19 protein-coding genes are annotated in these 23,996 nt (G+C 73.7%); 10 read left to right on the top strand and 9 right to left on the bottom strand.

Translation table 11 applies throughout. The features are described from left to right. Window positions 1-20 precede the first annotated feature (20 nt). Window positions 21-803: an IclR family transcriptional regulator gene (locus ACILQ5_RS12315; protein ID WP_395658298.1), complete on the top strand. Its 783-nt coding sequence runs from the start codon at window positions 21-23 to the stop codon at window positions 801-803. Here the strand turns inward: ACILQ5_RS12315 and ACILQ5_RS12310 are convergent. Together ACILQ5_RS12310 and ACILQ5_RS12305 are read right to left on the bottom strand one after the other, a co-directional pair. Beyond that, the gene (locus ACILQ5_RS12310; protein WP_395658297.1) at window positions 781-2,181 is read right to left on the bottom strand and encodes a polysaccharide deacetylase family protein; all 1,401 of its coding nucleotides are present in this window, start codon (window positions 2,179-2,181) and stop codon (window positions 781-783) included. The two genes, ACILQ5_RS12315 and ACILQ5_RS12310, sit on opposite strands and share 23 nt — an antisense overlap. A gap of 60 nt (window positions 2,182-2,241) precedes the next feature. After that, window positions 2,242-3,615, bottom strand: coding sequence for a polysaccharide deacetylase family protein (locus ACILQ5_RS12305; protein WP_395658296.1), 1,374 nt, complete (start codon window positions 3,613-3,615; stop codon window positions 2,242-2,244). A gap of 115 nt (window positions 3,616-3,730) precedes the next feature. Here ACILQ5_RS12305 and ACILQ5_RS12300 point away from each other — a divergent pair, with 115 nt between their 5' ends. Both ACILQ5_RS12300 and ACILQ5_RS12295 read left to right on the top strand, forming a co-directional pair. Further along, window positions 3,731-5,749 (top strand): NHL repeat-containing protein, encoded by a 2,019-nt coding sequence (locus tag ACILQ5_RS12300; protein WP_395658295.1) that lies wholly within the window; start codon window positions 3,731-3,733, stop codon window positions 5,747-5,749. Window positions 5,750-5,819: 70 nt separating this feature from the next. Continuing rightward, window positions 5,820-6,809 (top strand): alpha/beta fold hydrolase, encoded by a 990-nt coding sequence (locus ACILQ5_RS12295; protein ID WP_395658294.1) that lies wholly within the window; start codon window positions 5,820-5,822, stop codon window positions 6,807-6,809. Here ACILQ5_RS12295 and ACILQ5_RS12290 read toward each other — a convergent pair. Beyond that, window positions 6,719-7,360, bottom strand: coding sequence for a TetR/AcrR family transcriptional regulator (locus tag ACILQ5_RS12290; RefSeq protein WP_395658293.1), 642 nt, complete (start codon window positions 7,358-7,360; stop codon window positions 6,719-6,721). The two genes, ACILQ5_RS12295 and ACILQ5_RS12290, sit on opposite strands and share 91 nt — an antisense overlap. A gap of 55 nt (window positions 7,361-7,415) precedes the next feature. On the opposite strand from ACILQ5_RS12290, the gene ACILQ5_RS12285 reads away from it, so the two are divergent. Next, on the top strand, window positions 7,416-7,907 hold the full coding sequence (locus ACILQ5_RS12285) for a cupin domain-containing protein (protein WP_395658292.1): 492 nt from the start codon (window positions 7,416-7,418) through the stop codon (window positions 7,905-7,907). A 42-nt stretch (window positions 7,908-7,949) separates the two neighbouring features. On the opposite strand, the gene glsA is transcribed toward ACILQ5_RS12285, so the two are convergent. The 3 genes from glsA to ACILQ5_RS12270 are packed head-to-tail and all read right to left on the bottom strand — an operon-like array spanning window position 7,950 to window position 10,327. Further along, window positions 7,950-8,837, bottom strand: coding sequence for a glutaminase A (glsA, locus tag ACILQ5_RS12280; RefSeq protein WP_395658410.1), 888 nt, complete (start codon window positions 8,835-8,837; stop codon window positions 7,950-7,952). A 30-nt stretch (window positions 8,838-8,867) separates the two neighbouring features. Then, window positions 8,868-9,560, bottom strand: coding sequence for a cache domain-containing protein (locus ACILQ5_RS12275; RefSeq protein ID WP_395658291.1), 693 nt, complete (start codon window positions 9,558-9,560; stop codon window positions 8,868-8,870). Then, window positions 9,557-10,327: a FadR/GntR family transcriptional regulator gene (locus ACILQ5_RS12270; protein ID WP_395658290.1), complete on the bottom strand. Its 771-nt coding sequence runs from the start codon at window positions 10,325-10,327 to the stop codon at window positions 9,557-9,559. Before ACILQ5_RS12270 ends, ACILQ5_RS12275 begins: the two co-directional genes overlap by 4 nt. A gap of 126 nt (window positions 10,328-10,453) precedes the next feature. On the opposite strand from ACILQ5_RS12270, the gene ACILQ5_RS12265 reads away from it, so the two are divergent. Genes ACILQ5_RS12265 through ACILQ5_RS12240 form a run of 6 tightly spaced genes read left to right on the top strand, consistent with a single transcriptional unit; the run spans window position 10,454 to window position 18,774 of the window. Continuing rightward, window positions 10,454-11,515, top strand: coding sequence for an ABC transporter ATP-binding protein (locus ACILQ5_RS12265; protein ID WP_395658289.1), 1,062 nt, complete (start codon window positions 10,454-10,456; stop codon window positions 11,513-11,515). Beyond that, complete coding sequence (locus ACILQ5_RS12260) at window positions 11,512-12,735, top strand: ABC transporter substrate-binding protein (protein ID WP_395658288.1); 1,224 nt, start codon at window positions 11,512-11,514, stop codon at window positions 12,733-12,735. The genes ACILQ5_RS12265 and ACILQ5_RS12260 overlap by 4 nt, the downstream gene beginning before the upstream one ends. Before the next feature lie 10 nt (window positions 12,736-12,745). Then, window positions 12,746-13,594, top strand: a complete 849-nt coding sequence (locus ACILQ5_RS12255) for an ABC transporter permease (protein WP_395658287.1) — start codon at window positions 12,746-12,748, stop codon at window positions 13,592-13,594. Continuing rightward, window positions 13,594-14,418, top strand: a complete 825-nt coding sequence (locus ACILQ5_RS12250; RefSeq protein WP_395658286.1) for an ABC transporter permease — start codon at window positions 13,594-13,596, stop codon at window positions 14,416-14,418. Before ACILQ5_RS12255 ends, ACILQ5_RS12250 begins: the two co-directional genes overlap by 1 nt. A 52-nt stretch (window positions 14,419-14,470) precedes the next feature. Continuing rightward, window positions 14,471-17,986 (top strand): ATP-binding cassette domain-containing protein, encoded by a 3,516-nt coding sequence (locus ACILQ5_RS12245; protein ID WP_395658285.1) that lies wholly within the window; start codon window positions 14,471-14,473, stop codon window positions 17,984-17,986. A gap of 56 nt (window positions 17,987-18,042) precedes the next feature. Further along, entirely contained in the window at window positions 18,043-18,774 is a 732-nt protein-coding gene (locus ACILQ5_RS12240) for a DinB family protein (protein ID WP_395658284.1), read from the top strand. Between the two features lie 30 nt (window positions 18,775-18,804). Here ACILQ5_RS12240 and ACILQ5_RS12235 read toward each other — a convergent pair whose 3' ends face one another. From ACILQ5_RS12235 to ACILQ5_RS12225, 3 genes are read right to left on the bottom strand one after another with little or no spacing between them, the layout of a single operon-like run. After that, complete coding sequence (locus ACILQ5_RS12235) at window positions 18,805-20,244, bottom strand: wax ester/triacylglycerol synthase domain-containing protein (RefSeq protein ID WP_395658283.1); 1,440 nt, start codon at window positions 20,242-20,244, stop codon at window positions 18,805-18,807. Continuing rightward, window positions 20,244-21,692, bottom strand: a complete 1,449-nt coding sequence (locus tag ACILQ5_RS12230) for an HAD-IB family hydrolase (protein ID WP_395658282.1) — start codon at window positions 21,690-21,692, stop codon at window positions 20,244-20,246. Before ACILQ5_RS12230 ends, ACILQ5_RS12235 begins: the two co-directional genes overlap by 1 nt. Next, entirely contained in the window at window positions 21,689-23,959 is a 2,271-nt protein-coding gene (locus tag ACILQ5_RS12225; protein ID WP_395658281.1) for a glycerol-3-phosphate 1-O-acyltransferase, read from the bottom strand. Before ACILQ5_RS12225 ends, ACILQ5_RS12230 begins: the two co-directional genes overlap by 4 nt. Window positions 23,960-23,996: the final 37 nt, after the last annotated feature.

The following is a 23,996-nucleotide window of genomic DNA, read 5'->3' as shown; positions in this document are numbered from 1 at the left end:
CGGGCCACGACCATGAGCCCATGAGGCAGGGGCCCGTGACGCCGCCGCCGGCGGGTGCCGGCGGCGGGACCCTGCACTCGGTCACGTCCGCGCTCGACGTCCTGGACTGCTTCACCACGTCCGAGGACCTCGGCGTCACCGACGTCGCCCGGCGCCTCGGCGTGGCGAAGAGCACCGCCCACCGGCTGCTGTCGACGCTGTCCTCCCGGGGGATGGTCGAGCGGGTCGCGGCGACCGGGCACTACCGCCTGGGCCTGCACCTGTGGGAGCTCGGCCAGCTCGTGCAGGACCGGGAGCCGCTGCGCCACCTCGCGCTGCCGCTCCTCGAGGAGGTCCGGCTGCGGACCCGGCAGACGGCCCACCTCTCGATCGCGGACGGTCCGGACGTGGTGTTCGTCGAGCGGCTGCCGTCGCTGTCGGGCATCGCGCTCCTCGGTGAGCGCCACCGGCGGGTGCCGCTGCACAGCACCAGCGCGGGCAAGGCGCTGGCGGCGTTCAACGCCGACGTGTCCCGGGCCCGGGTGGCGGCCGGCTTCCCGCGGCTCACCGACCGCACCATCGCCTCGGCCGAGGCGTGGGAGGACTGCCTGGCCGACGTACGACGGCGCGGGTCGGCCGCCTCCGACTCCGAGAACCTGGTGGGGCTCGCCTCCGTCGCTGCCCCGGTCATCGACACCAGCGGGGTGGCCGTCGCCGCCGTGTCGGTCGCCGGCCCGACGTCCGACGTGATCGACCACCTGGACCGGCACTCGCGGGTCGTGATGATCGCGGCCGCACGCCTCAGCCAGCGGATCGGCGGCTGAGCCGCGCGGGAGGCTCGGTCGGCTCCGGCGGGTCCACCGTCACCCGGGCGTCGCGGCCGGCCCGTCCGTTGACGACGCGGGCCAGCTCGACGACCACGACGCGGCTCGGCTCGTCGGCGCTCTCCGGGGGCACGGTCAGCACCAGCACGCCGGACGTCGTCCCCGGCGGCAGCACGACCCGCGCGCGGCCGAGCTCGCCGGAGACCAGGACGCGGACCGGCAGGTCGCTCGCGCGGTCGAGCCGCACCGGGACCTCCACCGGCGTGACGGCGTCGGCGGCGGCCCGGACCGCGATGTCCTCGAGGTCGGCGAGCGGTGTGGCGTCGTCGTCGCCGAGGGTGATCCGGGCCGCCGTCGTCGAGGGGCGCACGCCGCTCCCGCCGACGACGCCGACGGTCACCGCCTCGTCGTGCTCGTCGAGCCGGTCCTGGCGCGCGTGCAGCCACAGGTGCGCCTGCTGCTGGCCGACGCCGAACCGCACGGTGCGGGTCGAGAGCGAGACCGCGTGGTCGACCGACGGAGGCACCGTCAGCTCCAGCCGGGCCGACGTCGGGCGGGACGTCGGGCGGTCGAGGTGGACGGTCAGCCCGACGCGGCCGCCCTCTGCGACCGACCGGTGGTCGGCGGTCACCCGGGCGACCGGGACCGGCGGAGTCGGCCGGCCGGCCGCGTCGAGGTCGGCGAAGCAGTAGCCGCGGGCGCGCAGTGTCGTGATCTCGCCGGGCACGGCCGCCAGCGTCGCCGGCGAGTTCGCGACGCCGTCGTGCTGGAGCACGATGTTGGTGGCGTGCGGACGCACGGCCCCGACCACGCTCGCCTCGATCTCCGCGGCACTGCGGCCGGCCCAGTCACGCGGGTCGATGGTCCACAGCACCGGGGTGTAGCCCATCGACCGCACCACGTCCCGCACCCGGTCGTCGATCGCGCCGTACGGCGGTCGCATCAGCCAGCCGGGGTGGAGGTGCTGGTGCAGCATCTGTCGGCGGGTCGAGCTGAGCGCGGCGCGGATCTCGGCGTCGGTCTGCGTCCTGAGGTCGGTGTGCGACCAGGTGTGGTTGCCGATCGTGAACCCGCCCCGGTCGACCGCACGGGCGACGTCGGGTGCGCTCGCCACGCGGCTGCCGACCATGAAGAACGTGGCGGGGACGTGCTGGCGCCGGAGCACCCGCAGCAGGGCAGGCGTGACCGATCCGGACGGGCCGTCGTCGAAGGTGAGGGCGACCAGCCCGCGGGAGCACGGACGCACCACGCGCTCGACGGCCCCGGCCGGCGCCGCCCCGCTCGCTGCTGGCGGGACGGTGGCGCCGAGCAGCGCGACGACGGACGACGCCGCTGCCACCACGACCGCACCGACGCGGCTGCTCCCCCTCGCTCCCACGGTGCCGATGATCCCCGGTCGCGGGCGCTCGCGCGGCGATATCCCGGGAGACCGCCGCGCCTAGAGCAACCGGGACAGCCGGACGGTGGGCCACCGCACCTGCGCGGCCGCTGCCCGGGCCGCCTCGAGCCAGGTCTGCCGCGGCGGCCGGACCGTCAGCGTCGCGGTCGCGCCGTCCGCCCGCAGCGCGACCGCGCGCACCTGCTGCGACGGGCGGCCGACCGGCACGGTCAGGGCGCCGGTCGCGGAGCGTGACCCTGCCGGGACGGTGACCCGGACCGGGCCGAGCGCGGAGCGCACGACGACCGGCAGGTCCCGGTCGCTGGACCGGTCGAGCCGCACGTGGACGGGCGCGGCCGTCGCCAGGAGCGGGGAGGCGGTGACCGTCGTGTCGTCGACGGCCACGACCGGCGCCGGGTCGTCGTCGACCACGCGGACGACGGCCCCGCCGGCCACCGGCTCCACGCCCCGGCCGCCGGTCACGTCGAACCGGACGTCCTCGGGAGCCTCGTCGGTCCGGTCCTGCCGGGCCCGGTAGCCCAGGCCGGCGCTCCGGCTGCCCGCGGGGACGCGCACCGTGCCGGCGGTGGTGCGGATGGTGACGTCCCGGGTCGTCGGGCGGTCGAGTCGGACGGTCAGCCCCACCCGGTCGCCCTCGGTGATGCGGGCGCGGTCGGCCTCGATGCTCGCGAGCGGCACCGGGGGCGTCGGGTTGCCCCCCTCGTCGAGCGACGCGAAGCAGTAGCCGCGCCGGCGCAGGGTCGCGACCTCCTCGGGCAGCGCCGCCAGGGTCGCGGGCGAGTTCGCGACCCCGTCGTGCTGGAGCACGACGTTCGTCCGGTGCGGGCGGACCGCGTCGACCACGCGGCCGCGGATCTGGCGCGGGGTGAGGCCGGTCCAGTCGCGCGAGTCGATCGTCCAGAGCACCGGGACCAGCCCGAGGTCGGCCAGCACCCGCCGGGCCGCGTCGTCGATGGCGCCGTACGGCGGCCGCGCCAGGTCGGTCGGCTGCACGCCGGCGTCGAGCAGCGCCCTCCGGGTGGTCACCAGGGCGTGCCGGACCTGGGCCGGGGTCTGCGTGGTGAGGTCGGAGTGCGCCCAGGTGTGGTTGCCGATGGCGAAGCCGGCCCGGTCGACCAGGCGGACCAGCTCGGGGTGCTCGGCCACCCGGCTGCCGACCATGAAGAACGTCGCCGGCACGCCGAGCCGCTGGAGCACCCGGACCAGGCGCGGGGTGACGCTGTCCAGCGGGCCGTCGTCGAAGGTGAGCGCGACCAGCCCGCGCGAGCACGGCACGACCGGCTGCTGGTGCCCAGGTCGCTGGTGGCCGGGGTGGTGCCGCGGCGGTGCGGCCGCCGCCGGCACCGTCGGCAGGACCAGGACCGCCGCCAGCGCGGCGAGCAGGACGCGCACCCTCACGACAGGGGGACGCACGCCGGGCCCGTCCGGTTGCCGTGCGGTCGACTCACCACCTCATGATGACGCGTCGATCTAGGATGCGGTCGTCAGCTCGTCTCGGGGTGTCGACCTCGAGATGGGACCTGCGCCGATGACGACCGCACACACCTCCGCACCAGCACGCCGCAGGCTCCGTCACGGGGCGGTCGTCGGGCTGGTCGGGCTCGGGCTGGCCGCAGGGCTGGTCGCCCTGCCGGTCGGGGCAGAGTCCCAGACCCCCGCCCAGGCGCCGCCGCGAGCCCCGGGCGCCGCGACGCTCCTCGCCCGGAGCGGCGTGCTCGCCGGCACCGTCGAGGTCGGCGGGCGGCCGGTGCGCAACGCCGAGGTCCGGCTCCTCCGGGCCGGTGACCGGCCGGAGCGCGCGCGGCAGCTGCGGGTCGCCGAGACCGACCGGCGCGGCCGGTTCCTGCTGCGCGTGCCGCGGCACGCCGACGGGCCGTTCTACCTGACGGCCGCGCACGGTCGGCTCGACGGCCACCGGGTGCCCCGCACCGTCGTGCTCGCGACCGCCCTGGACGGGCGCAGGAGCGGGCAGGTGGTCGTCAACGAGGCGACCACGGTGGCGGCCGGGTTCTCGCTGGCCCAGTTCGCCGAGCGCGGGTCGATCGGAGGTGCCCAGCCCGGCCTGTCCAACGCGATGCGGATGACGCGCAACCTCGTCACGGTGCGCACCGGGCGGGTCTCACCGTTCCTCCGTGAGTCGCCGAACGGCACCTCGACGCAGACCTGGCCGACCTTCAACTCGCTGGCCAGCATCATCGGCGGCTGCGCGACCGGCCGCAGCGACTGCCCCGAGTTCCTGCGGGCGGCGACCGACGCCTGGGGACACCGCCCGCGCACCACGTGGGAGGCGATGGCCCTGCTCCCGCAGAACCCGTCCGGCGATCCCGCGGGGGTGTTCGAGCAGGTCCCCGCGAAGCCGTCGTACCGGCCGGTCCTCCACGAGGCCCCGACGGACTGGGTGCTCGCGCTCCAGTTCGTCGGCAACGGCCACGAGTTCAACGGCCCCGGCAACGTGGCGTTCGACAAGCACGGCGCGGTCTGGATCATCAACAACGCCCAGTGGGCCGTCAAGCTGAAGAACGTCTGTCCCGGGCTCGGCCTCTTCAAGCTCGACCCGTTCGCCCCCGGCCAGCCCGTCGAGCAGTACACGGGCGGTGGGATCAACGGAGCGGGCTTCGGGGTCGGCTTCGACCCGAGCCACCACGTCTGGGTCGGCAACTTCGGGTTCAGCGGCAAGCGGTGCCCGACCCCGCCGACGTCGAACAGCGTCTCGGAGTTCCGGCTCGACGGGCACCCGCTCTCCCCGCCGCGGGGCTACCGGCAGGGTCCGCTGAGCTGGCCGCAGGGGCTGGTGTCCGACCGCAGCGGCAACATCTGGATCGCCAGCTGCGGCAACAGCAGCCTGGTCGAGTACCCGGACGGCAAGCCCGACCATGCGACGGTGACCGCGACGGGCATCGGCCGCGCCTTCGACGTGGCCGTGAACACCGAGGGCAACGTCTTCGTCACCGCCAACCAGGGCGAGCAGGTCTTCGGCTTCGCCCCCGACGGCACCGCCCTGCCGGGGTCCCCGTACGGCGACAGCAGCACCTTCTCCCTGCCGCTCGGGATCGCCAGCGACCGGCTGGGCAACACCTGGGTGTCCAACTCCGGTGCCATCCCGAGTCCCTGCAAGTCGGGACAGAGCCTGCCGGCCGTCTCGGGCACGCACCACGGGTCGATCGTGCAGGTCGGGCCGGACGGCGCGCTGACCAGGTTCACCGGCGCCGGCCTCACGATCCCGTGGGGGATCGCGGTCGACGGCGACGACAACATCTGGGTCGCGAACTTCACCGGTCAGCGGGTGTCCCACCTGTGCGGCGCCCGCCCGGCCACCTGCCCGACCGGGACGCCCGGCGACCCGATCTCGCCGTCGGGCGGCTACGCGTTCGACGGGCTCCAGCGCAACACCGGCGTGCAGGTCGACCCCTCCGGCAACGTCTGGCTCACCAACAACTGGAAGAAGATCCCGCTCCAGGTGAACCCGTTCGGTCGCGGGCTGGTGGCCTACCTCGGCATGGCCGCCCCGGTCCGCGCGCCGCTGATCGGTCCGCCGCAGCTGCCCTGAGACCGGTCGCCCCGATGAGTCCGGGGCCTGGGGCGGGTCAGCCCTGGCGACCCGTCCCGGAGGAGGAGCGATGACCGACCCGACCACGCACCACATCGAGGTGCCCGGTGCCGTCCTGGCGTACGACGTCCGCGATCCGGCTACGCCCGGCCCGCACCGGCCCCTGCTGGTCTTCGGCTCGCCGATGGCCGCGGACGGCTTCGCGCAGCTGGTGCCGCACCTCGACGACCGGACGGTGATCACCCTCGACCCGCGCGTGAGCGGCCGCAGCGTGCTCGAGGAGGGTGCCGAGGTGTCCTACGAGGTGCACGGCGACGACGCCCATCGGGTGGTCGCGGCGGCCGGCCTCGGCCCGGTCGACGTCTTCGCCTCCAGCGGCGCCGCGGTCGCCGTGCTGCCCTGGCTGTCGGCGCACCCCGCCGAGGTCGGGACGGTCGTCGCCCACGAGCCGCCGCTCATCGCCCTCCTCGAGGACTGCGAGGTGCTCGAGCGGGTCATGGCGGACATCGCGGCGACCTACCAGGAGCTCGGCCAGGGGCCGGCGATGGCGAAGTTCATCCAGGTCGTGGTCCACGAGGGCCCGTTCCCGGACGACTACCTCGACGGGCCGCCGCCCGACCCCGCCCGGTTCGGGTTCTCCGCCGAGGACGACGGCCGCCGCGACGACGCCCTGCTCGGCCGCAACATGCGGATGCCGACGTACCGTCCCGACGGCGACGCCCTCCGCGCCTCCGGGGTGCGGGTCGTCCCCGCCGTCGGCGCGACCAGCACCGGCACGATGCCGCACCGCGGCGGCGAGGCCCTCGCCGCGCTGCTCGGTGTGGAGGCCGTGCCGTTCCCCGGCGACCACGGCGGCTTCCTCACCAACGACTGGTCGCCCGACAACGACCCCGCGGCCTTCGCGGTCCGGCTGCGGGAGGTGCTCGCGGGAGGTGCTCGCGGGAGGATGACCGCCACCGGCCGGCCGGCTCACGGCTCCAGCAGCACCCGGGTCCAGAGGTCGGCCAGCCGGTCGGCGTACTCCGCCGGCGTCCAGCCACGGGACGCCACCAGCGTGTAGTACTCCGGCGCGTTCGTCGACCAGATCAGGTCGGCGACCTGGTCGTCGTCCAGGTCCGGGCGCAGCCGACCGGTGGCGCGGAGCTCGGCGGCGAGCAGCCGCATGTTCGCCGCACGTCGCCGCGCGACGTGGTCGAGCAGGGCGGCGCACTCGGGATCGGCCGTCGCCGCCTCGCGGAGGGCGGTGAAGAGGGGAGCGACCCGGGGCATCAGGGTGCCGAGCGCGTCGGCATAGGTGCGGAGCTTCTCCTCGGCGGTCGGTGCCGCGCGGACCGCCCGGACGTAGTCGCGCTCGGCGGCCGGCAACGGTCGGTCCGACGAGCCGAGGACCTGGTCGATGACGGCCAGCATCAGCTGCGGCTTGCGCCCGACCGAGCTGTAGACGGTGTCGACGCTGACGTCTGCCGCGGTCGCGATCTCGCCGATCGCCGCGCCGGCGTACCCCTGCCGCAGGAACAGCTCCCGGGCCGCGTCGAGGACGGCGCTGCGGGTCCGGGCCGCCTGGGCCTCGCGTCGGGGCGAGCGGTAGCTCCTCTTGACGGGATCGGTCACGGTTCCTACGCTACCAATTGACCCGAATCGAGTTCGGGTCAATGGGAGGCAGGTCATGAGCGACGGCGTCGTCGTGCGGAGCCCCGGGTCCGGTCCGGCGACCTGGGCGATGGGCGGGCTCTTCGAGCACCTGGTCGGTGCCGCGGATACCGAGGGCCTGCTCGGGGTGTCCGTGGTGACCCAGCCGCCCGGCATCGCCACCCCGCTGCACCGGCACACCCGCGAGGCCGAGGCGTTCTTCGTCCTCGACGGCCGGATCAGCTACCAGGCGGGGGAGCAGCTGCACGAGCTGGAGGAGGGGTCCTTCATCTACCTGCCCCGGGGCCTGCCGCACGCGTTCCGCATCCGCGGGACCGTGCCGGCGCGGTTCCTCGCGTTCACCGCACCGGGCGGCCTGATGGGCCTCTACGACGAGGTCGGCATCCCGGCGGCCGAGCGCCGCCTCCCGGGCGAGGACGGCCAGACCCCGGAGGTCGAGCTGCCGAAGTGGGCCGAGGTCGGGCCGCGCTACGGGCTCGAGGTCGTGGGTCCGGGCATCCCCGAGTAGCCCCGTCGAGCAGGCCGTCGAGCAGCCCCGTCGAGCAGCCCCTCAGGCCGGGGGGCCGTCGGCGGGCAGGGACGCGAAGAGGTTGAGGCCCAGCCGCTCGGCGAGGTACTTGGTCGCGAGCTGGCCGCGGACGCTGTTGCCCGCGTCGTCCAGGGGCGGCGAGTACGTCGCCAGGCCGCCCTTGCCGGGAGCGACCGTGACGATCCCGCCGCTGACGCCGCTCTTGCCCGGCACGCCGACCTGGTAGAGCCAGTCGCCCGACAGCTCGTAGAGCCCGGCGCTGGCCATCACCGCGAGGACGCGGCGGCACACGCCGGGCCCGATCACCGTCTCGTGGGTGATCGGGTTGACGCCGCCGTTGGCGAGCGTCGCCGCCATCACCGCGAGGTCGTGCACGGTGACCCCGAGCGAGCACTGCCGCGTGTAGACGTCGGTCGCCTCGTCGGGGTCGGAGTACAGGCGCTCGTAGCTCCGGAGCAGGTGCGCGATGCCCTGGTTGCGGAGGTTCGTGGCCGACTCGGAGGCGTAGACCTCCTCGTCCACGACGAGCTCGCGACCGGCGAAGGCCGACAGTCGCTGCCGGACCGCCTCCCACTTCTCCTCGGCCGTCGCGCCCGGCACCAGGCTCGTGGTCGCGATCGCGCCGGCGTTGACCAGCGGGTTCATGGTCCGCTGGTCGTTGAGCTCGACGGCCATCAGCGAGTCGAACGGGAAGCCGGTGCTGTTGACCCCGAGCCGGACCCGGGCCTCCTCGTAGCCGAGCGTGTCGCAGACGAGGGCGAACACGAACGGCTTGGAGACGCTCTGGATCGAGAAGCCGGCACCGACGTCGCCGATCTCGAAGGACCGGCCCCGCGGTCCGACCACCGCGATCCCGAAGAGGTCGGGGGACGCTCTCCGATCGACGCGGTGGGCGAACGCGTGGGGCAGCCGGTCTGTCGGCCCTCCGCGAGCGGGAGGTCAGGCCCCGCCGAGCACGCGGAACGGCAGCCCGTCGAGCGGGTGGCACTCGGCGTACGACGACGGGTCGATCTTCTGCCCCGACCGGAGCAGCGGATCGGCGGCCACGACGACCCGGTCGTGCGGGTTGACGAGCACCACGTCGCCGCCGCCGCGCAGCGGCTCGCGCATCAGCTGCTCGAACGTCTCGAGCCGGGTGTCGGCGCCGGCGACGCCGGCCATCTCGCCGCCGACGAGGACCGGGAGCGTGGCGGTGAGGACGTACTCGTCGGTGCAGACGTAGTCGACGTAGGGGCCGGTGACGTGCCGGGCGCCGGTCTCCAGCGGCCGCCGGAACCACTCGTGCCGGGTGTAGTCGAAGACGTGGTGGCCCAGCGGGACCCCGCGCTCGGCCAGCAGCGTGCGGTCCTCGCCCTGCCACCAGGCGAGGAACAGGTCGCGGTCGGCGAGCCACCCGGGCGTCGCGACGAAGCCACCGCCGACGACGGGGTGCTCGGCCAGGGTGCGGGTGGCCAGCGGGTGCACGAGGTCGCTGAGCGCGGCGGCCGTGAGGCCGAGTCGCGGGTCGATCGCCCGGCGCACCGTGTCGGCGACGGCCTCGAGCGAGGTGAAGAGGGACTCGAAGTACGACGTCACCGCGTCCGCGCAGCGGTCGAGCGCGCCGAGGGGGGTGGTCGTCGTGGTGGTGCTCATGAGGCGCTCCTCGGCATCCGGTGGCGGTCGTGGACCTCGGCCTGGGTCCGGGCGACCCGGTCCAGCGTCGCCTGCAGGTGGGTTCGTGCGCACCGGCGGGCGGCGTCGGCGTCACCGGCCTCGACGGCGTCGATCAGGCGCTGCTGGGCGGTGACGGTGCGGGCCCGGACGTCCGGGTCGCTCAGGGGGATGCGGACGATCATGCCGAAGTCCGCCTCCAGGCGCACGACTTCCCGGGTGGTCCGCGAGGACTGGGTCAGCGCGGCCAGCGAGAGCCACAGCTCGGCGTCGGCGTGCCGCCACGCGCCGACCGCCGCCTCGGGGTCGGGGAGGAGGGTCCGCAGCGACTCGGCGTCGCCGGGGTCGGCGCGCTCGGCCGCGAGCTCGGCGCACCCGGCGAGCACCAGGAGGTACTGGGTGCCGCGGTCGTGCAGCTCGGCGCGCGACATCGACCCGAGCCGCTCGGCCAGCGCCTCCTCGTCGGCGGCCGCCCCGGCGGCGACGAAGGTGCCACCGCCGCGACCCCGGCTCGTCGTCACCAGGCCCTGGGCGCGCAGGCCGACCAGCGCCTCGCGCACGGTCACGACCGCCACGCCGAGCATCGCGGCCAGCTCGGGCTCGCTGGGGAGCCGCTCGCCCTCGGCCAGCACCCCCGAGCGGATCGCCCCGGTGAGCCGCTGCTCGACCTGACCGGCCCGGCCGACGTCGGAGAGCGGCGCGAAGATCGCGCTCCGGGCGCGGCTGCCGTGCCGGCGTACGTCGGCCATGGCGCGCTCCTCCGCAACGAAGTTGTTACCGAACAGGGGCTATTCATCTAATGTCCGGTTCCATATCTTATGGACGCACACCCGTTTGGGAAGCCCCCGGTCCCACCCGATCACGCAAGGAGCCCGATGACGGCGACGGCCATCTCGCTGCGCGGTCTGAGCAAGCACTTCGACCAGGTCAAGGCGGTCGACGACCTCGACCTGGACATCGCCGACGGCGAGTTCTTCTCGATGCTCGGACCGTCGGGCTCGGGCAAGACCACCGTCCTGCGGCTGATCGCCGGCTTCGAGGAGCCGACCGCCGGCACGATCATGCTCGGCGGGGACGACGTGACCCGCAAGCCACCGTTCGCCCGCGACGTCAACACGGTCTTCCAGGACTACGCGATCTTCCCGCACATGAGCGTGCTCGAGAACGTCGAGTACGGCCTGCGCGTGAAGAAGGTCGCCAAGGCCGAGCGCCGCAGCCGTGCGCAGGAAGCGCTCGCGACCGTCCGGCTCGAGGAGTACGGCGCCCGCCGGCCGCACCAGCTCTCGGGAGGTCAGCGGCAGCGGGTCGCCCTGGCGCGCGCCCTGGTCAACCGGCCCAAGGTGCTGCTGCTCGACGAGCCGCTCGGCGCCCTCGACCTGAAGCTGCGCCGCGAGATGCAGATCGAGCTCAAGGAGATCCAGCGCGAGGTCGGCATCACCTTCGTCTTCGTCACCCACGACCAGGAGGAGGCGCTCACGATGAGCGACCGGGTCGCGGTGTTCAACGGGGGCCGCATCGAGCAGCTCGCCACCCCGGTGGAGCTCTACGAGCAGCCGGCCAGCGCGTTCGTGGCCGGGTTCGTCGGCACCTCCAACCTGTTCCGCGGCGAGGACGCCCGGAGGCTCGTGGGCGCGGACGGCATGTTCTCCGTGCGCCCCGAGAAGCTCCGGCTCGCCGCCAGTGCCCCCGCGGACACCACGGGGCTGTGCATCGCGCACGGCGTCGTCCGCGAGGTGGTCTACCTCGGATCGACCACCAGCAGCGTCGTCGACCTCGACGACGGACCGACGGTGACGGTGTCGCACCCCAACACCGACACCGCCATCGATGCCGCGGTCGAGCGGCGTGACGAACGCGTCGTGGTGACCTGGCGACGCGACCACCTGGTGTCCCTGGGCTCCGACCCGGCGACGTCCCCTGAGGAGGAGACAGCATGACGAAGATCGGATCGAGGCGGCTGGCCGCCATGGCGTGCGCCGGGGTGCTCGCCCTGGCGGCGACGGCCTGCGGCACCAGCTCGGGAGACAGTGGGAGCGGGAGCGACGGCTCGGCCGACCAGGGCTTCACCGCGCCGGACGTCCCGATGCAGGACTCCATCGGCGACGGCGAGGGACAGGTGAACATCCTCGCCTGGCCGGGCTACGCCGAGGACGGGTCCACCGACAAGTCGGTCGACTGGGTCACGCCGTTCGAGAAGGAGACCGGCTGCCAGGCGAACGTCAAGTACTTCGGCACCTCCGACGAGGCCGTCCAGCTGATGAAGTCGGGGGAGTACGACGTCGTGTCGGCCTCCGGGGACGCGACGCTGCGCCTCATCGCGGCCGGCGACGTGGCACCGGTCAACACCGACCTGCTGACGAACTACGCCGACATCGCGCCGTTCCTCAAGGACCGCCCGTGGAACTCCGTCGACGGTCAGATGTACGGCGTCCCGCACGGCTGGGGCGCCAACCTGCTCATGTACAACACCGATGTCGTCAAGCCGGCACCCACGAGCTGGGGTGCGGTGTTCGACGGTGCGTCGGACTACGCCGGCAAGGTGACGGCGTACGACTCGCCGATCTACATCGCGGACGCGGCGCTCTACCTGATGAAGACCCAGCCCGACCTGGGCATCGAGGACCCCTACGCCCTCGACCAGGACCAGCTCGCCGCCGCGGTCGACCTGCTGAAGAAGCAGAAGGAGAACGTGTCGGAGTACTGGTCGGACTACCTCAAGGAGGTCCAGGCCTTCAAGAGCGGCGACTCGGTCATCGGCACCACCTGGGAGGTCATCAACGCGGTCGCGCAGGGCGAGGGCGCGAAGGTCGACGCCGTGCTGCCCGAGGAGGGCTCCACGGGCTGGTCGGACACCTGGATGATCAGCTCCGAGGCCAAGAACCCCAACTGCAGCTACCTCTGGATGGACTACATCACCAGCCCGGAGGCGCAGGCGCAGGTCGCGGAGTACTTCGGTGAGGCGCCGGCCAACACCAAGGCGTGCACGCTGACGTCCGACAAGTCGTTCTGCGACACCTACCACGCCGAGGACGCCGCCTACGCCGACCAGATCCACTACTGGACCACGCCGATCTCCCAGTGCCTGGACGGCCGCACGGACGTGACGTGCACCGACTACGGCGACTGGACGACGGCCTGGACCGAGGTCAAGGGATAGGGATCCACCCTTGTCCCTGATCGACCGCCGCCCGGGCTTCCGGGTGGGCCTGCTCCTGACGCCACCGATGCTGTGGCTGGGAGTGGCCTACCTGGGAGCCCTGGCGGCACTCCTCATCACCTCGCTGTGGACCCAGAACGACTTCACGGGCAACATCGAGCGCGTCTGGACGCTGGAGAACTTCAAGACGCTCTTCACCGTCGACGTCTACCGCACGATCACCGCCCGCTCGATCGGCCTGGCCGCCCTGGTGACGGTCATCGACGCGGTGCTGGCGTTCCCGATCGCGCTCTACATGGCGAAGATCGCCTCGCCGCGCGCCCAGCGGCTGCTGGTGATCGCGGTGCTGATGCCGCTGTGGGCGTCCTACCTCGTCAAGGCCTACGCCTGGCGCGGGATGTTCTCCTCCGACGGCATGATCGAGTGGATCCTGCAGCCGTTCGGGCTGAGCACGCCGGGCTACGGCCTGACGGCGACGGCGGTGACGCTGTCCTACATGTGGCTGCCCTACATGATCCTGCCGCTGTACGCCGGCCTCGAGCGCGTCCCGGACTCACTGTTCGAGGCGTCGGCCGACCTCGGGGCCGGCTCGCTGCACACCCTGCGCCGCATCGTGCTGCCGCTGGCGTTCCCCGCGTTCGTCGCGGGCTCGATCTTCACCTTCTCGCTGACCCTCGGTGACTACATCGCCGTCAAGATCGTCGGCGGCACCACGCAGCTGCTCGGCAACGTCGTCTACGACAACTCCGGTGCCGCCAACAACCTGCCGTTCGCGGCCGCCGTCGCCACGATCCCGATCGTCGTCATGCTCGCCTACCTCGCCGCGGCCCGTCGTACCGGCGCCCTGGAGAACCTCTGATGGCCCAGAACACCACCATGGCCCGGGGCCTGCGCACCTCGCTGACGGCGTTCACCGTCGTCGTGCTGGTCGTGATCTACGTGCCGCTGGCGCTCGTCGTGCTCAACTCGTTCAACTCCGACAACACCTTCGGCTGGCCGCCGCCGAGCTACACGCTGCACTGGTGGGACCTGGCGTGGCAGAGCAAGGGCGCGCGGGACGCCCTCCTGACCAGCGTCAAGGTCGCGATCGCGGCGACCGCGGTCGCCCTGCTCTTCGGCACGCTCGCGGCGATGGGGCTGCGGCACACCCGCTTCTTCGGGCGCAACGTCGTGTCGCTGCTGATCATCCTGCCGATCGCGCTGCCCGGCATCGTCACCGGTCTGGCGTTCCAGAACGGGTTCCGCACCATCCTCGGCATCCCGCTGAGCCTCTGGACGATCGTGATCGCGCACGCGACCTTCTGCATCGTCACGATCTTCAACAACGTGCAGGCCCGCTTCCAGCGGCTCGGCGGCAACTTCGAGCAGGCGTCGATGGACCTCGGCGCCGGGCGCTGGACGACGTTCCGGCTGGTCACCTTCCCGATGCTGCGCTCGGCGCTGCTCGCCGGCGCGCTGCTGTCGTTCGGGCTGTCCTTCGACGAGATCGTCGTGACGACCTTCACCGCCAGCAGCCACGACCAGACGCTGCCGCTCTGGATCTTCCAGAACCTGTTCCGGCCCAACCAGGCGCCGATCGTGAACGTCGTGGCCGCGGTGCTCGTGATCGTCTCCGCGATCCCGATCTACCTGGCCCAGCGGCTGTCCGGGACCCAGGCGGAGGGACTGACCGCCTCGCCGTAGGGCCGATATTGGAGCGACGGCTGTCGGTGCGACGACATACGGTCGTCCTCCCATGTCTCTCGCGCAGCTCGACACCGACCGCCGTCCCGGGACCTCGCCGGCCACCCCGCCCGAGCCCGCACGGACGGTCGACTGGCGACGGCTGCGCACGCCCGTGGCGCTGTGGTCGCTGGTCGCGTGCGCGGTGGCGGCCGTCGGGACGGCGCTCGGCACGCTGGTCGCGGGCCGGCTGGCCGAGGACGCCACGACCCGTCTCGTCGTCGTCCTCGCGATCTGCGTGGTCGGCGCCGCCCTGCTCGACTCCGGGGCGCGCACCCTGTGGGCCGGCGTGGTCGACCGTGCCGAGGGGCAGCTGCGTGCCGATCTCCTCGACGCGGCGATGCACCAGCCGCTGGACGCCCTGACCGAGCAGGCCGTCGGCGAGGTCCTGGACCGGGTCGACGACGACACCCACGAGGTGGGGACGCTGCTGCGGCAGAGCGCCTGGCAGGCGATCCGCACCCTGCTCGCCGCCGGTCCGCTGTGGGTCGTCGCCGGCACGACCTGGTGGCCGGCCTTCCTGCTCCTGCCGGCCGCCGGGACCGCGGCGTTCCTCAGCGTCCGCCAGGTGCTGCCCGAGATCGCGGCGCGCAAGGTCGAGGAGGAGGCCGCGTGGACCGACCACGCCGCCGCGATGGAGGAGGGCGTCGCCGGCCGGGACGACATGCGGGCCGCCCTGGGCCAGGCCCACGTGCTGCGCCGCACCACCGAGCTCGCGGCCCGGGTGCACGACCGGTTCGGCGTGGTGCTCGCCCTCGAGGCCCGGGTCACCCGGCGCACCGGCACGCTCCTGCACAGCGTCCTCGCGGCGACCGCGCTGATCGGCGTCGCGTTCGTCGTCGACGGCCGGCTCGACACCGCGGCCCTGGTCACCCTCTACCTCGTCACCACGATGTTCGTCGGCCAGGTCGACCAGCTCGCCCGGCACCTGCCCGACCTCCAGGCCGGGTTCGGAGCCGTGCTGCGGCTGCGCGGCCTGCTCGGCGCGGCGCGGGAGCCGGTCGGCGGCGGCGCGCTGCCCGAGGGGTCGCTCGACGTCGCCTTCCGCGACCTGCACTTCGCCTACGCCGAGGGTCGGTTCGCCCTCCAGGACGTCGACCTCCACGTCGGCGCCGGCACCACCTGCGCCCTGGTCGGCCGCACGGGGTCGGGCAAGTCCACCCTGGCCTCGCTCCTCTCACGGGCCGTCGAGCCCGAGCGCGGCTCGGTGCTGCTCGGTGGGGTCGACGTCCTCGACCTCGACCTGCAGGAGCTGCGCTCCGCGGTCGGCGTGGTCACCCAGCGCACCGAGATCCTGGCCGGCACCCTCGCCGAGAACATCTCGCTCTTCGAGCCGGTCACCCGCACCGAGGTCGAGCGCGCCGTCACCGAGCTCGGCCTGGACGTGTGGGTCGCCGGGCTCCCCGACGGCCTCGACACGCTGCTCGGCCCGGGCGGCACCACGCTGTCGTCCGGTGAGGAGCAGCTGGTCGCGTTCGCGCGGCTGCTGGTGCGCGACGTGCGGGTCGTCGTCCTCGACGAGGCGACCGCCCGGATGGACCCGGTCACCGAGGCGCACGTGGTCCGGGCGGCCGACCGGCTGCTCTCCGGGCGCACCGGCCTCCTGGTCGCCCACCGGCTGTCCACGACCGAGCGGGCCGAGCAGGTGGCCGTGCTCGAGGGCGGCCGGGTCACCCAGCGCGGCCCGCGCCGCCGCCTCGCCGCGGAGCCCGGCCCGTTCCGGGCGCTGCTCGAGGCGTCGGCCGAGGACGACCGGGCGACGGTGGCGACGACCGAGCGGACGCTGCGCCCGGTGGGCACCGCCCGGCGTAGCGGCGAGCCGCCGACCCGGCCGCGGCTGGGCGACGTGCCCGGCCTGGCCCGGGCGACGTGGTCCGCCCTGGTCATCGAGCCCCGGTGGGGGATGGTCAGCGTCTGGCTGTTCCTGGCCTCGGCCCTCACCGGCGCGCTCGGCGCGATCTCCGGCTGGATCTGGGGACACCTGGTCGTCGCGCTCCAGGCCGGCGAGGACCCGGTCGGGCTGACCGTCGCGCTGGTGGTCTCGCTCATGGTCTCGCCGCTGCTGCTCGCGGCCGCCTTCCGCCGCTACCCGCGGTGGTGGGTCGCGGTGATGCTGCGGGTGCGCACCGCCGTCCTCGCCGGCCAGACCGACCAGCACCGTCTCGAGCGGACCCCGCCGGGCGAGGTGGTCGCCCGCACGATGGACGCCGACCGGCTCGCGCGGTACGCCGACCGCTGGGTCGACTTCTTCAACGGCCTCGTCATCGCCGCGGTGACGGCCGTGGTCGCCCAGAGCCTGCTGGCCGGCGGCGTGCTCCTCGCCGTGATGCTGGCGTCCTCGCTCGCCTCGTCGCTCGGACGTCGGGTCGCGGGTAGGTCCGCAGCGGCGTCGGCAGCGGCCCGGGCCCGGTTCGGGCGGTCACTGGTGTCGGCCCTGGACTCCGTCCGGACCGTGAAGCTCGCGGCGTCGACCCCGAGCGTGCACGCCCACCTGCGCGAGGTCGACAGCGGCCGGGTCGAGGCCGCGGTGCGCGAGCACCGGGTGCAGGCGATGCTCGACGGGGTGCCGATCGTGATGGTGCAGTGCGGCGTCGTCGCCGCGTGGGCCGTCCACGTCGCGGGCGGGTGGGGCCTGGCGACCGCGCTGCTCGTCGCGGGGGCCGTCAACGGATTCGACTGGTTCGGCCGGGTCGCCGGCTCCGTGATCACCGAGGCGCCCGGCACCCGGGCGTGGATGCAGACCACCAGCAGGCTCGCCGGCGGCGGCGACCTGATGGACCTGCCCGACGGGGTCGACCTCGTCGCGGGGTGCAGCCCGCTCCCGGTGCCCGGGGTCCGGGACCCCCTGCGCGCGCTGGAGCTGGTCGGGCTCACGGCTGTCCACGACGACGGCACCGTCGGCGTCAGCGACGTGGACCTCACGATCGGCTCGAGCGAGCTCGTGCTGCTCCTCGGCCAGGTCGGGTCCGGCAAGTCCAGCCTGCTGGCGGCGCTGGCCGGGCTCGTGTCGACCACCGGGGAGGTGCGCTGGAACGGGGAGCCGGCCGTCGACGCGCAGACCTTCCTGCGGCCCGGTCGGGTCGCGCACGTCGCCCAGGTGCCCCGGGTGCTCTCGGGGACGTTCGCCGACAACGTGCGGCTCGACCACGTCGACCGGCGGGTCGACCCCGCCCTCGAGACCGCCCGGCTCGGCCCCGACGTGGCGGCGGCCGGCGGTGCGGACGCGCTGGTCGGCCACCGCGGCGTCCGCCTCTCCGGCGGGCAGGTGCAGCGTCTCGCGCTGGCCCGTGGCCTGGCCTGCGAGGCCGAGCTGCTGCTCGCCGACGACGTGTCGTCGGCGCTGGACGCCGCCACGGAGATCGAGCTCTGGAGCGCCCTGCGCGAGCGGGGCGCGACCGTCGTCGGTGCCACCTCGAAGCGGGCTGCGCTCGCCCAGGCCGACCGGGTCGTGGTGCTCGTCGACGGTCGGGTCGCCGCCGTCGGCCCCTGGCCGGAGCTGGCCGGCACCTGGGGCCACCTGGCCGGCTGAGCCCCGGCCCGCGGTCGTGGCGCCGCACTGTCCCCGGCACCGGCGATCATGGAGCGATGACGACCTACTCCGACACCAACGAGTTCGAGGGCGCCACCTTCCAGCACGCGAGCTTCAAGGGCGCCACCCTGCGGTACTCCGATGTCAGTGGCGTGACGATGCGCAGCGTCGACGTGGGCGGGCTCGACATCGACAGCCACGACCTGTTCTCCGGCAGCCTCTACGTCAACGGGGTCGACGTGGTGCCGCTCGTGGACGCCGAGCTCAACCGGCAGTTCCCCGGCCGTGAGCTGCAGAAGGCGCAGACGCCCGCAGGCCTGCGCGAGGCCTGGGTCGCGGTGCAGTCGGCGTGGCAGACGACGGTGGCGGACACACCACCGGACCTGGTGGACGCCCACGTCGAGGACGAGTGGTCCCTGGCCCAGACCCTGCGGCACCTCGTCCTGGCGACCGACGCCTGGCTCCGCGGTGGGATCCTGCGGATCGAGCAGCCGTTCCACGAGATCGGCCAGATCTTCACCGGTGCCGACCGGATGGGCTTCGACATGTCGGTCTTCCGCGTCGACCCGCCGCCCTACGACGAGGTCCTCGCGGTGCGGGCCGAGCGTCAGCGGCTGGTGACCGACTTCCTCGCAACGGCCACACCGGAGCTGCTCGCCGAGGAGCGTGACGACCCGTGGGGTGGCGGTGACTGGCATCCCACCGTCGGTGACTGCATCCGCGTGATCCTCGAGGAGGAGTGGGCGCACCTGCGCTACGTCCGGCGGGATCTCGCCCGTCTGAGGTGAGCCCGGCGCGCAGGACGGCCCGCGACGGGCTCAGGCGAGCTGGGTGACCGGCCCGGCGTCCGGGGCGAGCGAGAGCACCTCGGTGATGCCGGCGACGATGCTCTCGGCGAAGAGGTCGGGCTCGGTGATCGCGGCCGCGTCGGCGTTGATGCCCAGGCAGGCGGTCGGGCCGTGGGTGATCATCGTCGCCATCACCGCGCAACCGGGGAGCGGGCCGAAGGGGTACATCCGCTCCACCTTGGCGCCGGCGACGTAGACGTCGAAGGGGATGCCGGGCACGTTGCTGGCCTGGAGGTCGTTCATGGCGGTCGTGCCGCCGAACTTCGCCAGGATCCCGGCCGGCAGCCAGGCCAGGGTCGGGCCGAGGGTGTTGAAGATGTCGAGGGCCGGCTCGTGCCGGGCGAGGCGGACCTGCTCGCGGATGGTGAGCACCCGTTCGAAGGGGTCCTCCATCTCCACCGGCGCGGCCAGCCGGCCGACCGCGATCCGGTTGCCGCCGGCGGTGTCGCTCGCGGTCCGCACGGAGATGGGGATCGCGACCGGCATCGCGCCGAGCGGGGCGCCGAGCGGGGCGCCGAGCTGCTGGTGGTAGATCCGGAAGCCTCCGACGAGGCCGGCGAGGTAGGCGTCGTTGACGGACGCGCGCGCCGCCTTGGCCGCCGCGCGCAGGTCCGCGAACGCGACGTCGAAGGCGCTGAACCGCCACGAGAGGCTGCGCTGGGCGAGCAGCGGCGACCCGGCCGGGCCGGCGAGCCCGGCCACGCGCGGCACCGACCGGCCGTAGCGCAGGGTCTTGCGCAGCGCCTCGCGCGGGCGCACCAGCGAGCGGGCCACGTCCGTGGCGACGTCGAGGCGGGCGGGCAGCCGGCGTACCTCCTCGCCGACCTGGCGTCGTACGACGTCGAGGCCGGTCACCAGGTCCGGGGCGGGGGCAGGGGGCTGCGGCTTGGAGGGGCTCGGCTCGCGCGTCCTGGAGTGGAGCTGCGCCAGCCCGATGATGGCGCCGAGACCGTCGGTCATCGCGTGGTGGGCCTTGAGGAAGTAGGCCGTCCGGCCGTCGGGGAGCCCCTCGACGAGGTAGCCCTCCCAGGGCGGGCGCATGGGGTCGAGCGGCGTCATTGCCAGCTGGGCGCAGGTCTTGAGCAGCTCGGCGTAGGACCCGTCGCCCCCGACGCGGAGCCGGCGCAGGTGGTAGTCGAGGTCGAAGTCCGGGTCGACCGCCCAGGTCGGCGTCCCGGTCCCGAACGGGGAGTCGACGACCCGCTGGCGGAACCGTGGCGCCATCCGGCTGCCCCACTCATGGGCCGCGACCAGCCGGTCCCAGTCGGGCATCTGGTCCCAGATCTCCAGCATGCAGATCGTCGCGCGCAGGCGGCGGTCGGCGTTGCCGCGCCACATCACGGCGTCGACCGGCGACATCGCCGGCTCGTTGGCCCAGTCGAGCGGCCGGTCGACGGTCGGGTCGGTCATCACTGCTCCTCCGGGGTCGGCCAGTCCGCCAGCGTGGTCAGGAACTGCTGGCGCACCTCGGCGACGTGGACGTCCACGGTCTGCGGGGTCCACGAGGAGGTGTCGACCGGCGGCAGGACCTGGACCTCGACGGTGCCGGGCGCGATCAGCTGGGCGCCGCGCCACATCAGCTCGCCGGTGTTGCGCAGGACGATCGGCACGATCGGGACCTCGGCCTGCATGGCGATGTGGAAGGCACCCTTCTTGAACGGGCCCAGCCGCGGCGTGGAGGAGCGGGTGCCCTCGGGCGCCAGCACCAGCGAGATGCCCTCCTCACGCAGCTTGTGCACGGCCGGCTCGAGCTGCTCGCGCGCTTTGGCGGGGTCGCCGCGGTCGATGAAGACCATGCCGGCGACGTCGAAGATCTGCCCCATCACCGGGACGGTGCGCACCTCCTTCTTCGCGACGCCCGTGAAGTCGTGCTTGAGCAGGTGGATCAGGACCGGGACGTCGAGCTTGGACTGGTGGTTGAAGACGAAGACGCACGGCCGGTGCGCCTCGAGGTGCTCGCGGCCGGAGACGACCCGGACCCGGACGCCGCCCAGTGCCATGCCGATCTCGTTGCCCCGGGGGAGCGCCTGCTCGACGAGGACGGCCGGGTCGCGCCGGACCAGGCTGCCGGCGATGCCGGCCGCGGCGGCGGCCACGAAGGCGCCGTAGAACGCACTGGTCCGCGCGAGCATGAGGCCGCGGTTGTGGCGCGGGTTGCTGAGGTCGAGCACCGGCCAGCCGCGGCTCTCGGCCTCGGCGCGCATCCCGTGCCGCGGTGAGACGGCGGCGGGGTGGCCGACGGCCTCGAGGTAGGGGACGTCCTCGCTGCCGTCGGAGTAGGCGAACGAGGCGTCCAGGTCGATGTCGTGCTCGCGGGCGAGGGCCCGCACCGCGGCCGCCTTCCCGGGGCCCCACAGCGGCCGGCCGCTGTAGTTGCCGGTCAGGACGCCGTCGACCACCTCCGCCTCCGTGCACAGCGCGTGGTCGGCCTCGATCTCCCGCGCGATGGGCGCGATCTGGAACCGGGTGGCGCTCGAGGCGATGACGATGCGGTGCCCCTTCTCCTTGTGGGCGCGCAGGATCTGCCACATCTGGGGTCGCAGCAGGGCCGAGGTCTGCTCCTTGAAGAGCCGTTCGCCGGCGGCCAGCATCTCGTCGTACGTCTGGCCGGCCAGGGCCGGCCGGGTGACCTCGAGGACGGCGGCGTAGTCCTGCTCGTTCTCCACACCGCGGAGCGCGATGAGGAACGTCTGCAGGAGCTCGGCGAGCCCGACGTCGAGGCGCCGGATCCGGTCCCGGTAGATCGCGGAGACCGAGAAGCCCTCGATCAGGGTCCCGTCGTAGTCGAAGAAGGCCGCCACCTGGTCGCCGCTGGGGGCGGCCTGGATCTCGGCCAGGCGGGCCGCGAGGGGTGTCATGCGTGGGCCGCCTGCTCGATCGCGGCGAGCTGGGCCAGGCGGCTGCGCAGCTCCTCGACCTCGGCCAGGAAGGCCTGGCGGTCCGCGAGCAGGTCCTCGGCACCGGCCTCGACGAGCCCGCGGTTGCCGGCCAGCTCGAACGCCGCGGAGTAGAGCTCCTTGGAGACCGAGTCGCGCGCCTTGACCCGGCCCTGCAGGGCCAGCTGGTGCCCGTAGCCCAGGCAGGCGGCGAGGAACGACTCGCGCTCGGCCGGCTCCGCGCCCAGGGCGACCAGCTGCTCGGCGACCACCAGCTGGGCGTCGAAGAAGGGTTGGAGCGTGCGACGCGCCATCAGCACGCTGGCGTGCTCCCGCAGCGTCGTCTGCGCCCACTCCACGCTCGGGACGACCGTGCGCCACTCGGGGGCGATCAGGTCGAGCTCGGCCCCGAGCAGGGACAGGAACGGCTCCTTGGGCGGGAAGAAGAACTCGAACTTCAGCAGGTCGCGGATCCGCAGCGCCTCGGCCTGGGAGGCCGCCAGCAGGTCGGCGCCCTCGTCGCCGTCCAGCGGCGCGACCGTGGCGAGCTTGCCGCTCGACGCGGCGAGCATCGCGAGCTCGACGATCGCCCGGTTGACCAGGTGGTGCAGGGCGCCGTTGCGGTAGTAGGCGGCGACCACGTGGTTGCCGGCGGCGACCGACCAGACCGGGTCGGTGCCCCCGTCGTAGAGGTCGAGGACCCCGGCGCCGGTGAGCTCGCCGAGGGTACGGCGCAGGCCGAGGCCGCGCAGCAGCGCCGGGTCGGGCCCGGGCAGCCCACGACGGTCGATGTAGTCGAGCAGCGGGGCGACGATCTCCTCGACCTCGCGCTCGGTGAAGGCGCGCTCCTCGGCGCCGAGCAGCGCGAAGGTCGCCAGCGACGTGGCGGAGATCGGGGTGGCGGCGTTGATGCTCTCCATCACCCGGAAGGCGACCTTCTCCAGTCGTGCCCGTCCCTCTCCGGCCTCGGCCAGAGCCTCGCGCAGCGAGAACGGCTCGCCGAAGCGCACCCGGGCGGTGCCCAGGTTGAGCTTGCGCTGGGCGTTCACGTAGGAGACCAGCCAGCCGAGGCCCTCGGCCTTCTTGGCGCCACCGGCCGCCTCCTGCGCCATCGCCCCGACCTCGTGCAGCTGGTCGTAGACGATCGAGGTCGGGACGACCATGACGTTGGCGTCCGGGATCTGCTCGGTCGCGTCGACGACGTAGGAGAGCAGGCCCAGCATCGGCTTGCGGAGCTTGCCGGTGCGGCTGCGACCGCCCTCGATGTACCACTCGAGGTTGAACCGCTTCTCGACCAGGTGGGCGAGGTAGGAGCGCATCGCGAACTTGTAGACCGGGTCGTCCCCGAACTTGCGGCGGATGAAGATCGTGCCGGAGCGTCGCGCGATGGTGCTGAGCGGCCAGATCCGGAGGTTCGCACCGCCGAGGACGTGGTTCGGGGGGAAGTCGTGCTTGCGCAGCACCTCGGCGAGCACCAGCGGGTCGACGTAGGAGCGGTGCGACGGGAGGAAGATGAGGGCAGCGGTCTTGTTGAGCTGGCGCAGGCCGTCGAGGGTGGCGAGGTCGACCGAGACGGTCCAGGTCCGCTCGTGCATCTGGCTCAGCATCGCGGAGAAGAGGTCGCCCATCAGCCGGCTCTGGGTCGCCACGAAGGTCGACAGCTTGTCCGTGGCCTCCTGCACGACCTGGGGCTCAGGGCGCCCCAGGGACTCGGCGAGCTCCGCGGCGCCGGCGCGGAACCGGGCGCTGGAGGAGATCTGCTCGGCGACCAGGCGCGGCACCTTGTAGCGGTCGCCGATCACCTGGCGCTCGGCACGCTCGGCCGCCAGGGTCGCCTGCACGCCCACCCAGTCGGCGAAGGGGACGTCGTCGTGGGCGGCCTGGTCGTAACGCTCGCGCAGCTCCTCGATCGTGGCCGACTCGCCCGCCACGACCCGCACCCGGTCGGGGGACCGGGCCCCGATCCGGGCCTGGGCCGCGGCCCGGGGGCGGTGCGGGTTGGTGAGCACCAGCAGGTCGGCCATGGTCACGCGGCGCTCGCCGCCGCGGACCGCCGGCAGCCACACGACCCGCGCCGGGATCAGCGCCGTGCCGGGCGCCAGGCCGGCCACGTCGGCGTCGCCGAGGTCGCACACCGGGACGCCGGGATGGGTGCGTGCGGCCCACTCCTGCACCGCGCGGCGCTCGAACGACGTGCGTGTCTCCGCCAGGACGATCGCGTCCTGCGCCCCTGCTCCGGGCAGCTCCATGACCCCACTCCTTCGTGAGGCTCACACTCTCACCCAA

It is taken from the genome of Nocardioides sp., from assembly GCF_044226305.1.
In the GTDB taxonomy this organism is placed as follows: Bacteria; Actinomycetota; Actinomycetes; order Propionibacteriales; family Nocardioidaceae; genus Nocardioides.
Note: the sequence above shows the minus strand (reverse complement) of the source record. Positions and strands in the feature narration are given on the sequence as shown.

Excerpts from the sequence above, each read along its gene's own strand:
- ACILQ5_RS12315 (WP_395658298.1), top strand. The coding sequence starts at position 21 with ATGAGGCAGGGGCCCGTGACGCCGCCGCCGGCGGGTGCCGGCGGCGGG.
- ACILQ5_RS12300 (WP_395658295.1), top strand. The coding sequence starts at position 3,731 with ATGACGACCGCACACACCTCCGCACCAGCACGCCGCAGGCTCCGTCAC.
- ACILQ5_RS12295 (WP_395658294.1), top strand. The coding sequence starts at position 5,820 with ATGACCGACCCGACCACGCACCACATCGAGGTGCCCGGTGCCGTCCTG.
- ACILQ5_RS12285 (WP_395658292.1), top strand. The coding sequence starts at position 7,416 with ATGAGCGACGGCGTCGTCGTGCGGAGCCCCGGGTCCGGTCCGGCGACC.
- ACILQ5_RS12275 (WP_395658291.1), bottom strand. The coding sequence starts at position 9,560 with ATGAGCACCACCACGACGACCACCCCCCTCGGCGCGCTCGACCGCTGC.
- ACILQ5_RS12270 (WP_395658290.1), bottom strand. The coding sequence starts at position 10,327 with ATGGCCGACGTACGCCGGCACGGCAGCCGCGCCCGGAGCGCGATCTTC.
- ACILQ5_RS12265 (WP_395658289.1), top strand. The coding sequence starts at position 10,454 with ATGACGGCGACGGCCATCTCGCTGCGCGGTCTGAGCAAGCACTTCGAC.
- ACILQ5_RS12260 (WP_395658288.1), top strand. The coding sequence starts at position 11,512 with ATGACGAAGATCGGATCGAGGCGGCTGGCCGCCATGGCGTGCGCCGGG.
- ACILQ5_RS12250 (WP_395658286.1), top strand. The coding sequence starts at position 13,594 with ATGGCCCAGAACACCACCATGGCCCGGGGCCTGCGCACCTCGCTGACG.
- ACILQ5_RS12245 (WP_395658285.1), top strand. The coding sequence starts at position 14,471 with ATGTCTCTCGCGCAGCTCGACACCGACCGCCGTCCCGGGACCTCGCCG.
- ACILQ5_RS12240 (WP_395658284.1), top strand. The coding sequence starts at position 18,043 with ATGACGACCTACTCCGACACCAACGAGTTCGAGGGCGCCACCTTCCAG.
- ACILQ5_RS12235 (WP_395658283.1), bottom strand. The coding sequence starts at position 20,244 with ATGACCGACCCGACCGTCGACCGGCCGCTCGACTGGGCCAACGAGCCG.
- ACILQ5_RS12230 (WP_395658282.1), bottom strand. The coding sequence starts at position 21,692 with ATGACACCCCTCGCGGCCCGCCTGGCCGAGATCCAGGCCGCCCCCAGC.
- ACILQ5_RS12225 (WP_395658281.1), bottom strand. The coding sequence starts at position 23,959 with ATGGAGCTGCCCGGAGCAGGGGCGCAGGACGCGATCGTCCTGGCGGAG.